Genomic DNA, 16,883 nt, shown 5'->3' with positions numbered 1-16,883 from the left:
CCCTCGCCGCAGTGGCCGATCAGGCTGTGTATTTCTTTCTAGGGTCTGCACAAGGAAATGGATGACATGGACAGCTACATCCGCTGGTTTCAACGCTTCATCTGGATCGGCATTGCGATGAACATGGTGTTCGCCATCCCCGCGCTGTTCGCGCCGGGCTTGCTGACATCGGTGGTCGGACTGCCGCCGCAACTCTCTGACCCGTGGCTGGAGAACGCCGGGATGCTGCTGGTCGGCATCAGCGTGTTCTACATGCCGTCGGGCTTCAACGCGCCGCGCTACGTGGTGCATTCCTGGCTGTGCGTGCTGACGCGGTTGATCGCCGTGATCTTCTGGATTTACCTGATCAACACCAGCACCCAGGGCTCGCTGTTCGTGCCGATGTTGATGGGCGATCTGAGTTTCTTTCTGATCCTCGGCATTTTGCTCTACCTCGGCACCACGCCGGCGAACCGACCATGGGCGCTGCTGTGCGATGGCTGGCGCGAGTGGCGCGCGGCGTGGCAGCGGCAATGGCAGAGTCACGCCTTCAAGGTTGGCACGCTGATCGTGGTCGCGGTGCTGGGCTTCATTGGTTATGAAACCTGGTATCAGATGCTCCGCGTCGTACCTGAACAGCAATACGCGTCGGACGAAGACCACTACAAATATGCCGCTATTGGTTTGGGCATCGAAGCGCGCATCCCCTATTACCTGTTCGCCGTGCTGCCGCAGATGTGCCCGGAGAAAATGCCCAGACCCGGTGGCTGGGAGGTGTTCGGCTTCCTGTTCGAAAACGGCAAGGACCTGCCGATCGGCATGGCCAAGCGGCAGATCGGCTACCCGACCGTCGAGCCGAACTGTGCGCTGTGCCACACCGGTTCCTACCGCGCCAATGCCAGCGACGTCGCCGTCAACGTGCCGAGCGCGCCGGCCAACACTCTGCAACTGCAAGCCTTCCAGTGGTTTGCCTACGATTGCGCCAGTGATCCGAAATTCACCACCGACGCGGTGATGGCGGCGATCAACGGAAAATTCCAGCTGGGTTTCTTCGAGCAACTCTACAACCGCTACCTGATCATGCCGATGGCCAAAAGCGCCTTGCTCAAGCAGAAGCAGGCCTACGCCTGGCAGAAGCTGCGTCCGCAACAGGGCCCAGGCCGCACCGACACCTTCAATCCGACGAAAATGGTGGTGTTCGGCTTCCCGGATGACTCGACCATCGGCACCGTCGACCTGCCACAAGTGTGGAACCAGAAACCCAGGGAATCGATGTACCTGCACTGGGACGGCAATAACAACAAGATCCACGAACGCAATTACGCCGCCGCGATGGCTGTGGGTGCGACGCCGGAATCGGTGCTGCCGCCCAGCTTCAACCGCGTGACCAACTGGTTGCTCGGGCACAAGGCACCAGCGTGGCCCTGGGCGCTGGATCAGGCCAGGGTTGCCCAGGGCAAGCCGATCTGGGAGGCCAACTGCGCGGCTTGTCATGATTTTGGTCGTGCCGATACCGGGCAGGTCACCACCAATATCGACCAGCTCGGCACCGATCCGCACCGGCTCGACTCGTTCACCACCGGTCTGGTGACGGCATTCCACACCTTCAAGAAGCCGCCGTTCGATTTCGGCGCGTATCGCAAGACCCAGAGCTACAGCAACACGCCCACCGACGGCATCTGGTTGCGTGCGCCCTACCTGCACAACGGTTCGGTACCGACGTTGTGGGACTTGCTGCAACCGCCGGAAAAACGTCCGCAAGTGTTCATCACCGGTTCGGACATCTACGACCCGGTCAACGTCGGTTTCGTCACCAGCGGCGCCCAGGCCAAAGCCTCGGCGGACTTCAAATACGACACGCGCCTGGAGGGCAACCACAACAGCGGTCACCTGTACGGCACGACCTTGTCGGACGACGACAAGCGCGCATTGATCGAATTCATGAAAACCCTGTGAACCCCTACGGAGAGAGGATTACGCCATGTCACTGGTCAGTCATCTGGAACACGAATATGACAAGGTCAAATTGCGTATTCACGGCTTGTTCACGCGCATGGAAATGGCCTGGATGAAGCTCATCAGCGAGCTGGAGCCGCAAGAATTTCAGGCAATCATCAAGCTGTTGCAGCGCGGCCACGATCAGGCGCATTACGTGCTGAAAAACGGCGAATTGCCGACTGACGAGCCGGCGGTGCCGTGGGAGTTGGCCCATGGTCTGTCGATCCTGCGTATCGGCAATGCCACGCCGTTGCCGCAGTCCACCGATCAACTGGCGACCCGGGTGCTCAAGGACGGCAGCCTGCTCGGGTGTCGCAAGTGGGAACTGCTCGATCTGCTGTGGAGCGAGGCGCTGTTGAAGTGGATCGAAAACCTGCGCCATCACGCAACGTTCGGCGCTGACCCGGCGGTGGTGCAGATGGATCGCGACGTGACTCTGGCGATTGCCGGCGACTGGGGCACCGGACCGTTCGACAGCCATGCGCCGGCGGTGTCGGTGGCCAACCAGATGCAACTGGCCCAGGCCGATTTCACCATTCATTTGGGCGATGTGTATTACGCCGGCAGTCATTCCCAGGAAGACGTCGACATGGCGGGTTGGCCGATGGGCTCACACGGCTCGTTCACCCTCAACTCCAACCACGAGATGTACAGCGGCGGCCATGGCTACTTCAAGGAACTGGCCAGGCAATTTCCCGGGCAACAGGGCACCAGTTATTTTGCTCTGATCAATGATGACTGGCTGGTGGTCGGACTCGATTCCGCCTACGCCTCCGACGCGATGAACCTGTACATGGACGGCACCCTGAACGAGCCGCAGATCCAGTGGATGAAAAACCTGCCGAAACGCAAAAAACTCATGGTGCTCAGCCATCATCAGGGCTTCGATATTTCCGGGCACCACAAGACCGCGCTGTATCAACCGGTGTGCGATGCGCTGGGGCGCGAGCCGGATTATTGGTATTGGGGGCATCTGCACAACGGCATCGTCTATGCGCAGTTGGGCGGTCTGCATGCACGCTGTGCCGGGCACGGGGCGATTCCCTATGGCAATGCCAGCGAACTGAACGGGCATTCGCGGGTGTTGTGGTCGGAGACTCAGGACGCCAACGACCCGGCGTATCCGCTGCGGGTGTTGAATGGGTACGCGAAAATCAGGTTGGTGGGGGAGGAGATTTTCGAGGAGTTTATTGGCGAGGATGGCAGTGTGAGGTGGTCATCCAAATAATTGGGTGAATGTGAGGGCGCCATCGCGAGCAGGCTCACTCCTACAGTTGGAATGCATTCCACCTGTAGGAGCTGCCGAAGGCTGCGATCTTTTGATCTTGATCAGCCCTGGACCGGGACGCCTTTGAGGTACGGTGCAGGCTCAGCGCCGAGGTTGTTCAGCATCCGCTCGCTGTACCAGTCGACGAAGTTGACCACGCCAAACTCATACGTCTTCGAGTAAGGCCCCGGCTGGTAAGCGGTGGAGTTGATCCCGCGCTGGTTTTCCTCAGCCAGACGCCGGTCCTGATCGTTGGTCGCGTCCCACACCTGGCGCATGCGCTCGACGTCGTAATCGACACCTTCCACCGCATCCTTGTGCACCAGCCATTTGGTGGTGACCATGGTTTCCTGGGCGCTGATCGGCCACACGGTGAAGACGATGATGTGATCGCCCATGCAGTGGTTCCACGAGTGCGGCAGGTGCAGGATGCGCATCGAGCCCAGATCCGGGTTCTTGATCCGGCCCATCAACTTCGCGCAGCCCTGTTTGCCGTCGAGGGTCATCGACACGGTGCCCTTGAGCAGCGGCATGCGCACGATGCGGTTGCGCAAGCCGAAACTGGCGTGGGCGTAAGGGATCTTTTCCGCTTCCCAGGCAGCGGCGGACGCGGCGACGTGGTCCTTGAACGCCTGATCGGCGCGCGGGTCGGTGACGTCGTCCCATTCCAGCAGGGTTTTCAACAGTTCCGGGTGCGACGCGTTGCAGTGGTAGCACTCGCGGTTGTTTTCCAGCACCAGTTTCCAGTTGGCCTTCTCCATCAAGGTGGTGGTGATCGCCACCTTGGTGTTCTCCATGTCGTACGGTTCCATGTAATGGTTGAGCGTCGACAGGAAATCATCGATGGCCGGCGGGTTTTCCGCCAGGCTGATGAAGATGTAGCCGCCAGCGGTTTTCACGTTCACCGGCTTCAGGCCGTACTGCTTCATGTCGAAGTCGGCGCCCATTTCGGTGCCGGCGAACAGCAGGCGACCGTCCAGCTCGTAGGTCCACTGGTGGTAGTGGCAGACCAGTTTGGCGACCTTGCCTTTTTCACTGGTGCACAGGCGCGAGCCACGGTGGCGGCAGACGTTGTGGAACGCATGCACCACACCCTCGGCGCCACGAATGACAATGATCGGGTTCTTGCCGATCTGCAGGGTCAGGTAATTGCCTTTGGCCGGGATCTCGCAGGTCATGCCGGCGATCAACCATTCCTTCTGGAAGATCTCCTGCATGTCGATATCGAACAGCCGCTCGTCGCTGTAGAACGGCTGCGGCAGGGAAAAGGTGCGCTCGCGCTCCTGGAGCATTTGCGCGGTGGCCTTGCGTGCGGGTTCCAGCGGATCGCCCAGGCTGATTTTTGCGGTGACGTCCATCGATGTAATCCTCATGGCCCTCTGCGTGGCCGGCGAAAGTGGCTGATCAGGTGTGCTGCAAAAACGGTTGCTACGCAAGGTGTAAAGAAGTCGTCTTGTGTTGGGGCGAGTGTGGGGCCGGCGCTGGGCGGAACCTTATCCATGCGCGACATGGTGCAATCTGTTCCCGACGCGCAAGCCCCGGTGTTCAAGGGCTGGTCGCGATAAGTATGTCAATGTCGCGGATAGGTAAACGCGCGCTCTGCGCTATACGCAGAATCGCCGACATGAGGCCGACAGTCGGCCGTGGAGAACAGCATGTCCAACAGCTTCCTGAATCCGGTCACCACCCAGACCTGGGCCAATGGCCGACACATTGTCCGTTGCGTCAAAGTCATCCAGGAAACCTGGGATGTGCGCACGTTCTGCTTCATGGCCGACCAGCCGATCCTGTTCTTCTTCAAACCGGGGCAGTTCGTCACCCTCGAACTTGAAATCGAAGGCCAGCCGATCATGCGCTCGTACACGATTTCCAGCTCGCCGTCGGTGCCGTACAGCTTCTCGGTAACGATCAAGCGCGTGCCGGGCGGCAAGGTCTCGAACTGGTTGCACGACACCCTGCATGAAGGTCAGGAGCTGGCAGTGCACGGCCCGGTCGGGCTGTTCAACGCCATCGACTTCCCGAGTCCGAAAGTCCTGTATCTGAGCGGCGGCGTCGGTATCACCCCGTGCATGTCGATGGCGCGCTGGTTCTACGACACCAACGCCAACGTCGACATGACCTTCGTGCACAGCGCACGCTCGCCGAAAGACATCATTTATCACCGCGAACTCGAGCACATGGCGTCGCGGATCGACAACTTCAGCCTGCACCTGATCTGTGAAAAGCATGGCCTCGGTGAGCCCTGGGCCGGTTATCGCGGTTACCTGAATCACAAGATGCTCGAACTGATGGTTCCGGACTTCCTCGAGCGCGAAGTGTTCTGCTGCGGCCCGACGCCGTACATGACCGCAGTCAAACGCCTGCTGGAAGCGGCTGGCTACGACATGTCGCGCTACCACGAAGAATCCTTCGGCGCCACGCCACCGGAAGCGCGTGCCGACGCAGTGGAGCAAGCCGAACAAGCCGCCGATGCACCGCAAGTCGACGCGGCGGATCTGCATCAGGTCGAATTCATCGCGTCCGGCAAAAGCATCCGCGTCGGCCCGGGTGAAACCGTGCACGCAGCAGCCGCCAAGCTCGGTCTGATGATCCCCAAAGCCTGCGGCATGGGTATTTGCGGCACGTGCAAAGTGATGAAACTGGGCGGCGAAGTGGAGATGGAGCACAACGGCGGGATTACCGAGGAGGATGAGGCCGAGGGGTTCATCCTGTCGTGCTGCAGCGTGCCCAAGGGCGACGTGCGGATCGAGTTCTGAGTGAGGCGAAGGGGCTGCGTCCGGCTCGCCCCTCACCCCAGCCCTCTCCCCAAGGAGAGGGAGCTGACCGAGGTGTCTGTCGCTTTGCATCGACCTGAGACACCGAGTCGATTATGGATTCAACACTTCACGTTCAGGTCGGCGTGGTTCTGGAGCATCCCCCAATCAGTACCCTCTCCCCAAGGAGAGGGAGCTGACCGAGGTGTCTGTCGCTTTGCATCGACCTGAGACACCGAGTCGATTATGGATTCAACACTTCACGTTCAGGTCGGCGTAATTCTGGAGCATCCCCCAATCAGTACCCTCTCCCCAAGGAGAAGGAGCTGACCGAAGTGTCTGTCGCTATACATCGACCTGAGACACCGAGTCGATTATGGATTCAACACTTCACGTTCAGGTCGGCGTAATTCTGGAGCATCCCCCAATCAGTACCCTTTCCCCAAGGAGAGGGAGCTGACCGAAGTGTCTGTCGCTTTGCATCGACCTGAGACACCGAGTCGATTATGGATTCAACACTTCACGTTCAGGTCGGCGTAATTCTGGAGCATCCCCCAATCAGTCCCCTCTCCCTCTGATCTGGCTTAATGATTCTGGACACCCCTAAAGGGCGGTAATCTACGCCCATAGACGAGGTGTGATTTGACCAGACGATATTTTTCGACAGATTTCAAACGGGATGCGGCTTGCCTGGTTTTGGATAAAGACTATTCGGTGAGTGAAGCCTGCGAAGCAATGGGCGTGGGCCCTACAGCTCTGCGTCGCTGGGTTGAGCAACTGCGTGCGGAGCGCAGCGGCAAGACGCCTGAGAAGTCCAAGGCCATGACCGTTGACCAACAACGCATCCAGGAACTGGAAGCAACAATTCGACGGATTGAGCGCGAGAAGGAAATTTTAAAAAAGGCTACAGCTCTCTTGATGTCGGATTCCCTCGATCGGTAAGGCTGGTCGAGGAGTTAAGCGAGCAATATTCAAGATCCGAGTTGTGCGTTGTATTTGGAATCAACCGCAGCAGTTATTACGAGCGTCTGAAACAGCGGGCGAAAGTAGATGACGGGCGCAATCGCCTAAAGATCAAAGCTGCTGAATTACATGAGCAAAGTCGCGGCTCAATGGGCGCGCGCAGCCTGTCAAAGGCGCTATGTAACGAAAAAGAGTCGGTGGGTCGTTACATGGCTCGTAGCCTGATGCGCGAGCTCGGGTTGAAGAGTCAGCAACGGCGCAGGCATCGTTACAAACCCAGCGGTGCGGAGGCGCAATACGCCCCCAATCATTTGGAGCGTAAATTCAATGTCGAGGTCCCCAATCGAGTGTGGTGTGGCGACGTGACTTACATTTGGGCCGGTACTTACTGGGTTTATCTGGCTGCTGTACTTGATCTGCATGCCCGGCGCATCGTCGGCTGGGCGATGTCCAGAAGTCCGGATTCAGCTCTGACCTGTCGAGCGTTAAAGATGGCTTTCGAGTCGCGAGGACGCCCTGAAAACCTAATGTTCCATTCGGATCAGGGCTGTCATTACAGCAGTAAAGTATTTCGTGAAATGCTGGCGGACATGCGCATAAAACAAAGCATGAGTCGACGAGGAAACTGCTGGGATAACGCCCCGATGGAGCGTTTCTTTGGCAGTTTGAAATCTGAATGGATACCCAAGGCTGGCTACCGAAACGAAGATGAGGCTAGTACCGATGTGTTGCGCTACCTGACCCATTATTACAATCGGATCAGGCTGCACAGTCACAACGGATATCGGACTCCGGTAGCAATGGAAGCCTTGGCAGCATGAGAAATGACCAAACCCTATAACCGTGTCCAGTATCGTTTGACCAGAACACTCGGGAGAGGGCTAGGGTGAGGGGCATCGCTTTTGCGATCAATCCGCCGGTTTGGGATCAGGCCGACATCACTTCGCGAATATCGCGCGCCAGTTCGCGCACGCGCTCCTCTTCGGTGTCCCACGAGCACATGAAGCGTGCGCCGCCTTTGCCGATGAAGGTGTAGAAGCGCCAGTTCCTCGCGGTCAGGGCGGCGATTGCCGGCTCGGACAGTTGCAGGAACACGCCGTTGGCCTGCACCGGGAACATCAGCTCGACGCCGGGAATGTCGCTGACCAGCTCTGCCAGCAGTTGCGCGCAGTGGTTGGCGTGGCGGGCGTATTTGAGCCATGCGTCGTTTTCCAGAATGCCGACCCACGGTGCCGAAAGGAAGCGCATTTTCGATGCCAGTTGCCCGGCCTGCTTGCAACGGTAGTCGAAGTCTTCGGCGAGTTTGTGGTTGAAGAACAGGATCGCTTCACCGACTGCCATGCCATTCTTGGTGCCGCCGAAACACAGCACGTCGACGCCGGCCTTCCAGGTCAGGTCGGCAGGCGAGCAGCCGAGGAATGCGCAGGCGTTGGAGAAGCGTGCGCCGTCCATGTGCAGGTGCAGGCCGAGCTCCTTGCAGGTGACGCTGATCGCGCGGACTTCTTCCGGGGTGTAGACGCTGCCGACTTCGGTGGCCTGGGTCAGGGTTACCACGCGCGGTTTCGGGTAGTGGATGTCCTGGCGCTTGAGCGCCACTTCGCGGATCGATTGCGGGGTGATCTTGCCGTTTTCAGTGCCGGCGATCAGCAGCTTCGAGCCGTTGGAGAAGAATTCCGGAGCGCCGCATTCGTCGGTTTCAACGTGGGCGGTTTCCGAGCAGATCACGCTGTGGTAACTCTGGCACAGCGACGACAGGGCCAGCGAGTTGGCGGCGGTGCCGTTGAAGGCGAAGAACACTTCGCAGTCGGTTTCGAACAGTTTGCGGAAATGATCGGCCGCGCGCGCGGTCCATTCATCGTCGCCGTAAGCGCGCTGGTGGCCGTGGTTGGCCTGCTCCATGGCGGCCCAGGCTTCAGGGCAGATACCGGAATAGTTGTCGCTGGCGAATTGTTGGCTCTTGTCGGTCATGGCCGGCTTCCGTAATCGAGACTCTTGTGAAGGCTCGTGGTCAATGAGGATGCGCACTTTACCGAAGATCTTCCGGGGAGCACATGTGATGTCGGGTGCAGAAAATTACCAGTTTATGGGCCGATTATGCACCTAAGCCCACGCGACGGTGCCCTGGATCTGCTCAAGTGGCTGGCGCTGCTGAGCATGTTGCTCGATCACCTGCGATATGTCGGCTTCTCCGTCGACTGGCTGTATGTGCCCGGGCGCCTGGCGTTTCCTTGGTTTTGCCTGGCGATGGCGGCGAACCTGGCACGCGACGGCTCGCGGAGGATGGAGTGGCGCTATCTGGGCTGGCTCTTGCTGTTCAGCGCCGTCAGCGAAATTCCTTATCGCTTGTACATACCCGAACCTGACACCTTGAACGTGATGCCGACGCTGGCACTGGGCCTGCTGGTGGCCCGCGCTTGGCAGGACTCTGCGTCGGTGGCGCGATTGCTCGCACTGGCCGCGCTGGTGGTCGCGATGGTTTTTTCAGAGCGACTGATGTTCGGTTTCTTCGGCGTGCTGCTGCCGTTGGCGATGCTGCTGGTCTTTCGCCGGCCGTGGTATCTCAGTCTGTTGCCCGGGCTGGTTTGTCTGGCTGCGAACCAATGGCAAGTGCTGCTCGAATCGGCGCGGTTCGGCAACAGCGTGGCGATGCTCGGTCTGGCGACGTGTCTGTTTGCGCCGATGCTTGGAATGTTCCTGTTGCGACATGGGCGACATGTCCGGCCACCACCGATGCGGCGCTGGGCTTACGCACTCTATCCCGCGCATTTTCTATTGCTGCTCGCCGCCCGCCAGTTGATCGCATAACCCCTGTAGGAGCAGCCGAAGGCTGCGATCTTTTGATCTTCAAAGTCAAAGTCATAAGATCGCAGCCTTCGGCAGCTCCTACAGGGGGAACGCATTCTGCAGTCATTTCCAGCCATGTCGTAAACGCACCTTTGCGTGGCGTCCGCAGGCATTTGAGCTGTCTGCGCCGGTCATACCATCGCATCAAAGGGCACTGCCATCACTGCCGGTGCCTTACCGAGACGAATGGCGCACAGATGCCGCTGGGAGAGACGCGATGTTCAGCAAGCAAGACCAGATCCAGGGTTACGACGATGCACTGCTGGCGGCGATGAATGCCGAGGAGCAACGTCAGGAAGATCACATCGAGCTGATCGCGTCGGAGAACTACACCAGCAAGCGCGTGATGGAAGCGCAAGGCAGCGGCCTGACCAACAAATACGCCGAAGGCTATCCGGGCAAGCGCTACTACGGTGGCTGCGAGCACGTCGATAAAGTCGAAGCACTGGCCATCGAGCGCGCCAAGCAACTGTTCGGCGCCGATTACGCCAACGTCCAGCCGCACTCCGGCTCCTCGGCCAACAGCGCCGTGTACCTGGCGCTGATCCAGCCAGGCGACACCATTCTCGGCATGAGCCTGGCTCACGGTGGTCACCTGACCCACGGCGCGAAAGTGTCGTCCTCGGGCAAGCTCTATAACGCCGTGCAGTACGGCATCAACACCGACACCGGGCTGATCGACTACGACGAAGTCGAGCGTCTGGCCGTCGAGTGCAAACCGAAAATGATCGTTGCCGGTTTCTCGGCTTACTCGAAGACGCTGGACTTCCCGCGCTTCCGCCAGATCGCCGACAAGGTCGGTGCGCTGCTGTTCGTCGACATGGCCCACGTGGCCGGTCTGGTTGCCGCCGGTCTGTACCCGAATCCGCTGCCGTACGCCGATGTGGTCACCACCACCACCCACAAGACCCTGCGCGGTCCGCGTGGCGGGCTGATCCTGGCCAAGTCCAACGAAGAGATCGAGAAGAAGCTCAACGCCGCGGTATTCCCCGGCGCCCAGGGCGGCCCGCTGATGCACGTCATCGCCGGTAAAGCGGTGTGCTTCAAGGAAGCGCTGGAGCCTGGCTTCAAGGCGTATCAGCAACAAGTGATCGACAACGCCCAGGCGATGGCCAGCGTGTTCATCAAGCGCGGCTACGATGTGGTCTCCGGCGGCACCGACAACCATCTGTTCCTGGTCAGCCTGATCCGTCAGGGCCTGACCGGCAAAGACGCCGACGCTGCACTGGGCCGCGCGCACATCACCGTCAACAAGAATGCCGTGCCGAACGACCCGCAGTCGCCGTTCGTCACCTCGGGCCTGCGCATCGGCACCCCGGCGGTGACTACTCGCGGCTTCAAGGTCAGCCAGTGCGAAACCCTCGCCGGCTGGATCTGCGACATCCTCGACAACCTCGGCGACGCCGATGTCGAGGCCAATGTCGCCCAGCAGGTCTCGGCCCTGTGCGCAGACTTCCCGGTTTATCGCTGAGTCGGTTCTGGAGTAATGACTATGCAACGCTATTCCGGCTTCGGCCTGTTCAAACACTCGCTCAGCCACCACGAAAACTGGCAGCGCATGTGGCGCACGCCCACGCCGAAAAAAGTCTATGACGTGGTCATCGTCGGCGGCGGCGGGCACGGCCTGGCGACGGCCTACTACCTGGCCAAGGAGCACGGCATCACCAATGTCGCCGTGGTCGAGAAGGGCTGGCTGGGCGGCGGTAACACCGCGCGCAACACCACCATCGTGCGTTCCAACTACCTGTGGGACGAGTCGGCGCACCTCTACGAACACGCGATGAAATTGTGGGAAGGCCTGTCGCAGGATCTCAACTACAACGTGATGTTCTCCCAGCGCGGCGTCTACAACCTGTGCCACACCCTGCAGGACATCCGTGATTCCGAACGTCGGGTCAGCGCCAACCGCCTCAACGGCGTCGACGGCGAACTGCTCGACGCCAAGCAGGTCGCTGACGAAATTCCGTACCTGGACTGCTCGAAAAACACCCGCTATCCGATCATGGGTGCAACTGTTCAGCGTCGCGGCGGCGTCGCCCGTCACGATGCCGTGGCCTGGGGCTTCGCGCGTGCCGCCGATGCCCTCGGTGTGGACCTGATCCAGCAGACCGAAGTGATCGGTTTCCGCAAGGAAAACGGCGTGTGCATCGGCGTTGAGACCAACAAGGGTTTCATTGGCGCCAAGCGCGTCGGTGTGGTCACTGCCGGTAACTCCGGGCACATGGCCAAGCTTGCCGGTTTCCGCCTGCCGATCGAATCCCACCCGCTGCAAGCGCTGGTGTCCGAGCCGATCAAGCCGATTATCGACAGCGTGATCATGTCCAACGCCGTGCACGGTTACATCAGTCAGTCCGACAAGGGCGACCTAGTGATCGGCGCCGGTATCGACGGCTACAACGGTTACGGCCAGCGTGGTTCGTATCCGGTGATCGAACACACCATTCAGGCCATCGTCGAGATGTTCCCGGTGTTGTCCCGGGTACGCATGAACCGCCAGTGGGGCGGCATCGTCGACACCACCCCGGACGCCTGCCCGATCATCTCGAAAACGCCGGTGCCGAACATGTTCTTCAACTGCGGTTGGGGCACCGGTGGCTTCAAGGCCACACCGGGTTCGGGCAACGTGTTTGCCGCGAGTCTGGCCAAGGGTGAAATGCACCCGCTGGCCGCACCGTTTTCCATCGACCGTTTCCACAACGGCGCGCTCATCGACGAACACGGCGCTGCTGCCGTCGCCCACTAACAGGAGAAATCCCTATGTTGCACATCTTCTGTCCTCACTGCGGCGAACTGCGCTCCGAAGAGGAATTCCACGCATCCGGACAGGCGCATATTCCGCGGCCGCTGGATCCGAACGCCTGCACCGATGAAGAGTGGGGCGACTACATGTTCTTCCGCGATAACCCGCGCGGTCTGCACCATGAGCTGTGGGACCACGTTGCCGGTTGCCGCCAGTACTTCAACGTCACTCGCGATACCGTGACCTACGAGATTCTCGAGAGCTACAAGATCGGCGAGAAGCCGCAATTCACCGACAAGGCTGGCACTGCGAAAACAGCCACGACGGCGCTGGGAGAGAAGGTATGAGCCAGACCAATCGCCTGTCCAACGGTGGACGGATCGACCGCAACAAAGTGCTGAGCTTCACCTTCAACGGCCAGACCTACAAAGGCTATGAAGGCGACTCGCTGGCCGCTGCCCTGATCGCCAACGGCGTCGACATCATCGGCCGCAGCTTCAAGTATTCGCGTCCTCGCGGCATCTTCGCCGCCGGTTCCGAAGAGCCGAACGCGGTGCTGCAGATCGGTGCCACTGAAGCCACGCAGATTCCCAACGTGCGCGCCACGCAACAGGCGTTGTATCAGGGCCTGGTCGCCAGCAGCACCAACGGCTGGCCGAGCGTCAACAACGACATGATGGGCATTCTCGGCAAGGTCGGCGGCAAGCTGATGCCGCCGGGTTTCTACTACAAAACCTTTATGTATCCCCAGTCGTTCTGGATGACTTACGAGAAGTACATCCGCAAGGCTGCCGGTCTCGGCCGTTCGCCGACCGAGAACGATCCGGACACCTACGACTACATGAACCAGCACTGCGACGTGCTGATTGTCGGCGCCGGCCCGGCCGGTCTCGCCGCTGCCCTGGCCGCTGCGCGCAGCGGTGCCCGCGTGATTCTTGCCGATGAGCAGGAAGAGTTCGGCGGCAGCCTGCTCGATTCCCGCGAAAGCCTCGACGGCAAACCGGCGATGGAGTGGGTCGCCAGTGTCATCGCTGAATTGAAGAACACCCCGGACGTGCTGCTGTTGCCGCGCGCCACGGTCAACGGTTACCACGACCACAACTTCCTGACCATTCACGAACGCCTCACCGATCACCTCGGCGACCGCGCGCCGATCGGTCAGGTGCGTCAGCGCATCCACCGCGTCCGCGCCAAGCGTGTGGTACTGGCGACCGGCGCCCACGAGCGTCCGCTGGTCTATGGCAACAACGATGTGCCGGGCAACATGCTCGCCGGCGCGGTGTCGACTTACGTGCGTCGCTACGGCGTCGCACCGGGCAAAAAACTTGTCCTCAGCACCAACAACGACCACGCCTATCGCGTCGCTCTGGATTGGCTCGATGCCAGTCTGCAAGTGGTCGCCATCGCTGATGCACGCAGCAATCCGCGCGGTGCATTGGTCGAAGAGGCGCGCGCCAAAGGCATTCGCATCCTCACCGGCAGCGCCGTCATCGAAGTGCGTGGCAGCAAGCGTGTGACCGCTGCCCGCGTCGCCGCGATTGACGTCAAGGCACACGCCGTGACCAGCCCGGGCGAATGGCTCGACTGCGACCTGGTTGCCAGTTCCGGCGGTTACAGCCCGGTGGTCCACCTGGCCTCGCATCTCGGCGGCAAACCGGTCTGGCGTGAAGACATTCTCGGTTTCGTACCGGGTGAAGCACCGCAGAAACGCGTGTGCGTCGGTGGTATCAACGGCGTCTACGCGCTCGGCGATTCGCTGGCCGACGGTTTCGAAGGTGGCGTGCGCGCGGCCGCTGAAGCCGGTTTCCAGACCGTCGAAGGCGTGTTGCCGAAAGCCCTGAGCCGTCTCGAAGAACCAACCCTGGCACTGTTCCAGGTGCCGCACGAGAAGAACTCTGCGCGTGCACCGAAGCAATTCGTCGACTTCCAGAACGACGTCACCGCCGGTGGCATCGAACTGGCAACTCGCGAAGGTTTCGAGTCGGTCGAGCACGTCAAGCGCTACACCGCGCTGGGCTTCGGCACCGATCAGGGCAAGCTCGGCAACGTCAACGGCCTGGCCATTGCCGCCCGTTCGCTGAACGTGACCATCCCGCAGATGGGCACCACCATGTTCCGCCCGAACTACACGCCGGTGACCTTCGGCGCCGTGGCCGGTCGGCACTGTGGGCACATCTTCGAACCGGTGCGCTACACCGCGCTGCATGCCTGGCATGTGAAGAACGGCGCCGAATTCGAAGACGTCGGTCAATGGAAGCGTCCGTGGTACTTCCCGAAAAACGGCGAAGACCTGCACGCGGCGGTCAAGCGTGAATGCAAAGCCGTGCGCGACAGCGTCGGCCTGCTCGACGCGTCGACCCTCGGCAAGATCGACATTCAAGGCCCGGATGCCCGTGAGTTCCTCAACCGCGTGTACACCAACGCCTGGACCAAGCTCGACGTGGGCAAGGCTCGCTACGGTCTGATGTGCAAGGAAGACGGCATGGTCTTCGACGACGGTGTGACCGCGTGTCTGGCCGACAACCATTTCGTCATGACCACCACCACCGGCGGCGCCGCGCGCGTACTGCAGTGGCTGGAGCTGTATCACCAGACCGAATGGCCGGACCTGAAGGTGTACTTCACTTCGGTCACCGACCACTGGGCGACCATGACTTTGTCCGGGCCGAACAGCCGCAAGCTGCTCAGCGCCGTGACTGACATTGATCTGAGCAACGAAGCGTTCCCGTTCATGACCTGGAAAGAAGGTCTGGTCGGCGACGTGCCGGCACGGGTGTTTCGTATCTCGTTTACCGGTGAGCTGTCGTACGAAGTCAACGTGCAGGCCGACTACGCGATGGGCGTGCTGGAGAAAATCGTCGAGGCCGGCAAGCAGTACAACCTGACCCCGTACGGCACCGAAACCATGCACGTGCTGCGGGCCGAGAAGGGTTTCATCATCGTCGGTCAAGACACCGACGGTTCGATGACCCCGGACGACCTGAACATGGGCTGGTGTGTCGGTCGCACCAAACCGTTCTCGTGGATCGGCCAGCGCGGCATGAACCGCGAAGATTGCGTCAAGGATCAGCGCAAGCAGCTGGTGGGCCTAAAGCCGGTCGATCCGACCAAATGGCTGCCGGAAGGTGCGCAGCTGGTGTTCAACACCAAGCAGGCGATCCCGATGACCATGGTCGGCCACGTCACCTCGAGCTACGCGCACAACTCCCTCGGTTATTCGTTTGCCATGGGTGTGGTCAAGGGCGGTCTCAAGCGCATGGGCGAGCGGGTGTTCGCACCGCTGGCCGATGGCAGCGTGATCGAGGCGGAAATCGTTTCTTCGGTGTTCTTCGATCCGAAGGGTGATCGCCAGAATATTTGATGGTTCGGCTCCTGGGGAGTGCAGTCGCACCGCGGTGACTTCATCGCGAGCAGGCTCACTCCTACAGGTGATCGCGTACCCCTTGTAGGAGTGAGCCTGCTCGCGATAGCGGTAGATCTGCCTACACAGGGCTCAAGTCAGAATTCAGCAAAGGTGCTTTATGACCACAGCCAACGTGTACCAACAACGCCCGACCACCGGTGCCCGTGCCGAGTCGTCGCTGCACCATGCCGACCTCGCCAGCCTGGTCGGCAAGGGCCGCAAGAACGCCGGGGTGATCGTGCGGGAAAAGAAACTCCTCGGCCACCTGACCATTCGTGGCGATGGTCACGATGCAGCGTTCGCTGCCGGTGTGCACAAGGCGCTGGGCATTGAATTGCCCGGCGCTCTGAGCGTGATCGTCAAAGGCGAAACCAGCCTGCAATGGATGGGCCCGGACGAGTGGCTGCTGATCGTCCCGAGCGGGGAAGAATTCGCTGCGGAGCAGAAACTGCGCGAAGCGCTGGGCGATCTGCACATTGCTATCGTCAACGTCAGCGGCGGCCAGCAGATCCTCGAACTGAGCGGGCCGAACGTGCGTCAGGTGCTGATGAAATCCACCAGCTACGACGTGCACCCGAACAACTTCCCGGTCGGTAAAGCGGTGGGCACGGTGTTCGCCAAGTCGCAGCTGATGATTCGTCATACCGCCGAAGACACTTGGGAATTGCTGATTCGTCGCAGCTTCTCGGATTACTGGTGGTTGTGGTTGCAGGATGCGTCGGCTGAGTACGGCCTTAGCGTCCAGGCCTGAAAGATCAAGAGCTACCCCCTCACCCCAGCCCTCCCGAAACGTCGGACCGCCCCCAACGGGGCGAGGGGGAAAGGGAGCCGATCTCGGGTGTTTTTGTGATCTATATTCACCCGCGATATTTCAGGTCGGCGTAGCTCGAAAGAGCACCACGGTCAGTCCCCTCTCCCTCTGGGAGAGGGCTAGGG

The 16,883-nt window shown here is 60.4% G+C and carries 12 protein-coding genes; 10 read left to right on the top strand and 2 right to left on the bottom strand.

Going from position 1 to position 16,883, the window contains the following annotated elements:
- Positions 1-66 precede the first annotated feature (66 nt).
- Together LIS66_RS24755 and LIS66_RS24750 are read left to right on the top strand one after the other, a co-directional pair.
- Positions 67-1,935 carry a hypothetical protein gene (locus tag LIS66_RS24755; RefSeq protein ID WP_227973217.1) on the top strand — a complete coding sequence of 623 codons (1,869 nt, stop codon included), beginning with the start codon at positions 67-69 and terminating at the stop codon, positions 1,933-1,935.
- 25 nt (positions 1,936-1,960) lie between these two features.
- Complete coding sequence (locus LIS66_RS24750; protein WP_227973216.1) at positions 1,961-3,205, top strand: metallophosphoesterase family protein; 1,245 nt, start codon at positions 1,961-1,963, stop codon at positions 3,203-3,205.
- A 101-nt stretch (positions 3,206-3,306) separates the two neighbouring features.
- Here LIS66_RS24750 and gbcA read toward each other — a convergent pair whose 3' ends face one another.
- Positions 3,307-4,602 (bottom strand): glycine-betaine demethylase subunit GbcA, encoded by a 1,296-nt coding sequence (gene gbcA, locus LIS66_RS24745; RefSeq protein WP_039757637.1) that lies wholly within the window; start codon positions 4,600-4,602, stop codon positions 3,307-3,309.
- A gap of 297 nt (positions 4,603-4,899) precedes the next feature.
- Here gbcA and gbcB point away from each other — a divergent pair, with 297 nt between their 5' ends.
- Positions 4,900-6,000 carry a glycine-betaine demethylase subunit GbcB gene (gene gbcB / locus LIS66_RS24740; protein WP_064365314.1) on the top strand — a complete coding sequence of 367 codons (1,101 nt, stop codon included), beginning with the start codon at positions 4,900-4,902 and terminating at the stop codon, positions 5,998-6,000.
- A gap of 639 nt (positions 6,001-6,639) precedes the next feature.
- Positions 6,640-7,781, top strand: a protein-coding gene (locus LIS66_RS24735; RefSeq protein WP_371919907.1) for an IS3 family transposase whose coding sequence is annotated in 2 segments (ribosomal slippage) — positions 6,640-6,901 and positions 6,901-7,781 — 1,143 coding nt in all. Because the reading frame shifts where the segments join, the coding sequence is not laid out codon by codon here.
- A 106-nt stretch (positions 7,782-7,887) separates the two neighbouring features.
- Here LIS66_RS24735 and LIS66_RS24730 read toward each other — a convergent pair.
- The gene (locus tag LIS66_RS24730; protein ID WP_227973215.1) at positions 7,888-8,928 is read right to left on the bottom strand and encodes a low specificity L-threonine aldolase; all 1,041 of its coding nucleotides are present in this window, start codon (positions 8,926-8,928) and stop codon (positions 7,888-7,890) included.
- Positions 8,929-9,054: 126 nt separating this feature from the next.
- On the opposite strand from LIS66_RS24730, the gene LIS66_RS24725 reads away from it, so the two are divergent.
- The 6 genes from LIS66_RS24725 (at position 9,055) to LIS66_RS24700 (ending at position 16,698) form a co-directional block, all read left to right on the top strand.
- Entirely contained in the window at positions 9,055-9,765 is a 711-nt protein-coding gene (locus LIS66_RS24725; protein ID WP_227973214.1) for a TraX family protein, read from the top strand.
- Between the two features lie 256 nt (positions 9,766-10,021).
- Positions 10,022-11,275 (top strand): serine hydroxymethyltransferase, encoded by a 1,254-nt coding sequence (gene glyA / locus LIS66_RS24720; RefSeq protein WP_042606644.1) that lies wholly within the window; start codon positions 10,022-10,024, stop codon positions 11,273-11,275.
- Between the two features lie 21 nt (positions 11,276-11,296).
- Positions 11,297-12,547, top strand: a complete 1,251-nt coding sequence (locus LIS66_RS24715) for a sarcosine oxidase subunit beta (protein WP_016772829.1) — start codon at positions 11,297-11,299, stop codon at positions 12,545-12,547.
- Positions 12,548-12,561: 14 nt separating this feature from the next.
- Positions 12,562-12,891, top strand: a complete 330-nt coding sequence (locus tag LIS66_RS24710) for a sarcosine oxidase subunit delta (RefSeq protein WP_016772830.1) — start codon at positions 12,562-12,564, stop codon at positions 12,889-12,891.
- Positions 12,888-15,905, top strand: a complete 3,018-nt coding sequence (locus LIS66_RS24705; protein WP_227973213.1) for a sarcosine oxidase subunit alpha — start codon at positions 12,888-12,890, stop codon at positions 15,903-15,905. The genes LIS66_RS24710 and LIS66_RS24705 overlap by 4 nt, the downstream gene beginning before the upstream one ends.
- A 160-nt stretch (positions 15,906-16,065) precedes the next feature.
- The gene (locus LIS66_RS24700; RefSeq protein ID WP_016772832.1) at positions 16,066-16,698 is read left to right on the top strand and encodes a sarcosine oxidase subunit gamma; all 633 of its coding nucleotides are present in this window, start codon (positions 16,066-16,068) and stop codon (positions 16,696-16,698) included.
- Positions 16,699-16,883 lie beyond the last annotated feature (185 nt).

It is taken from the genome of Pseudomonas sp. HN2 (assembly GCF_020736465.1).
GTDB lineage: Bacteria > Pseudomonadota > Gammaproteobacteria > Pseudomonadales > Pseudomonadaceae > Aquipseudomonas > Aquipseudomonas moraviensis_A.
Note: the sequence above shows the minus strand (reverse complement) of the source record. Positions and strands in the feature narration are given on the sequence as shown.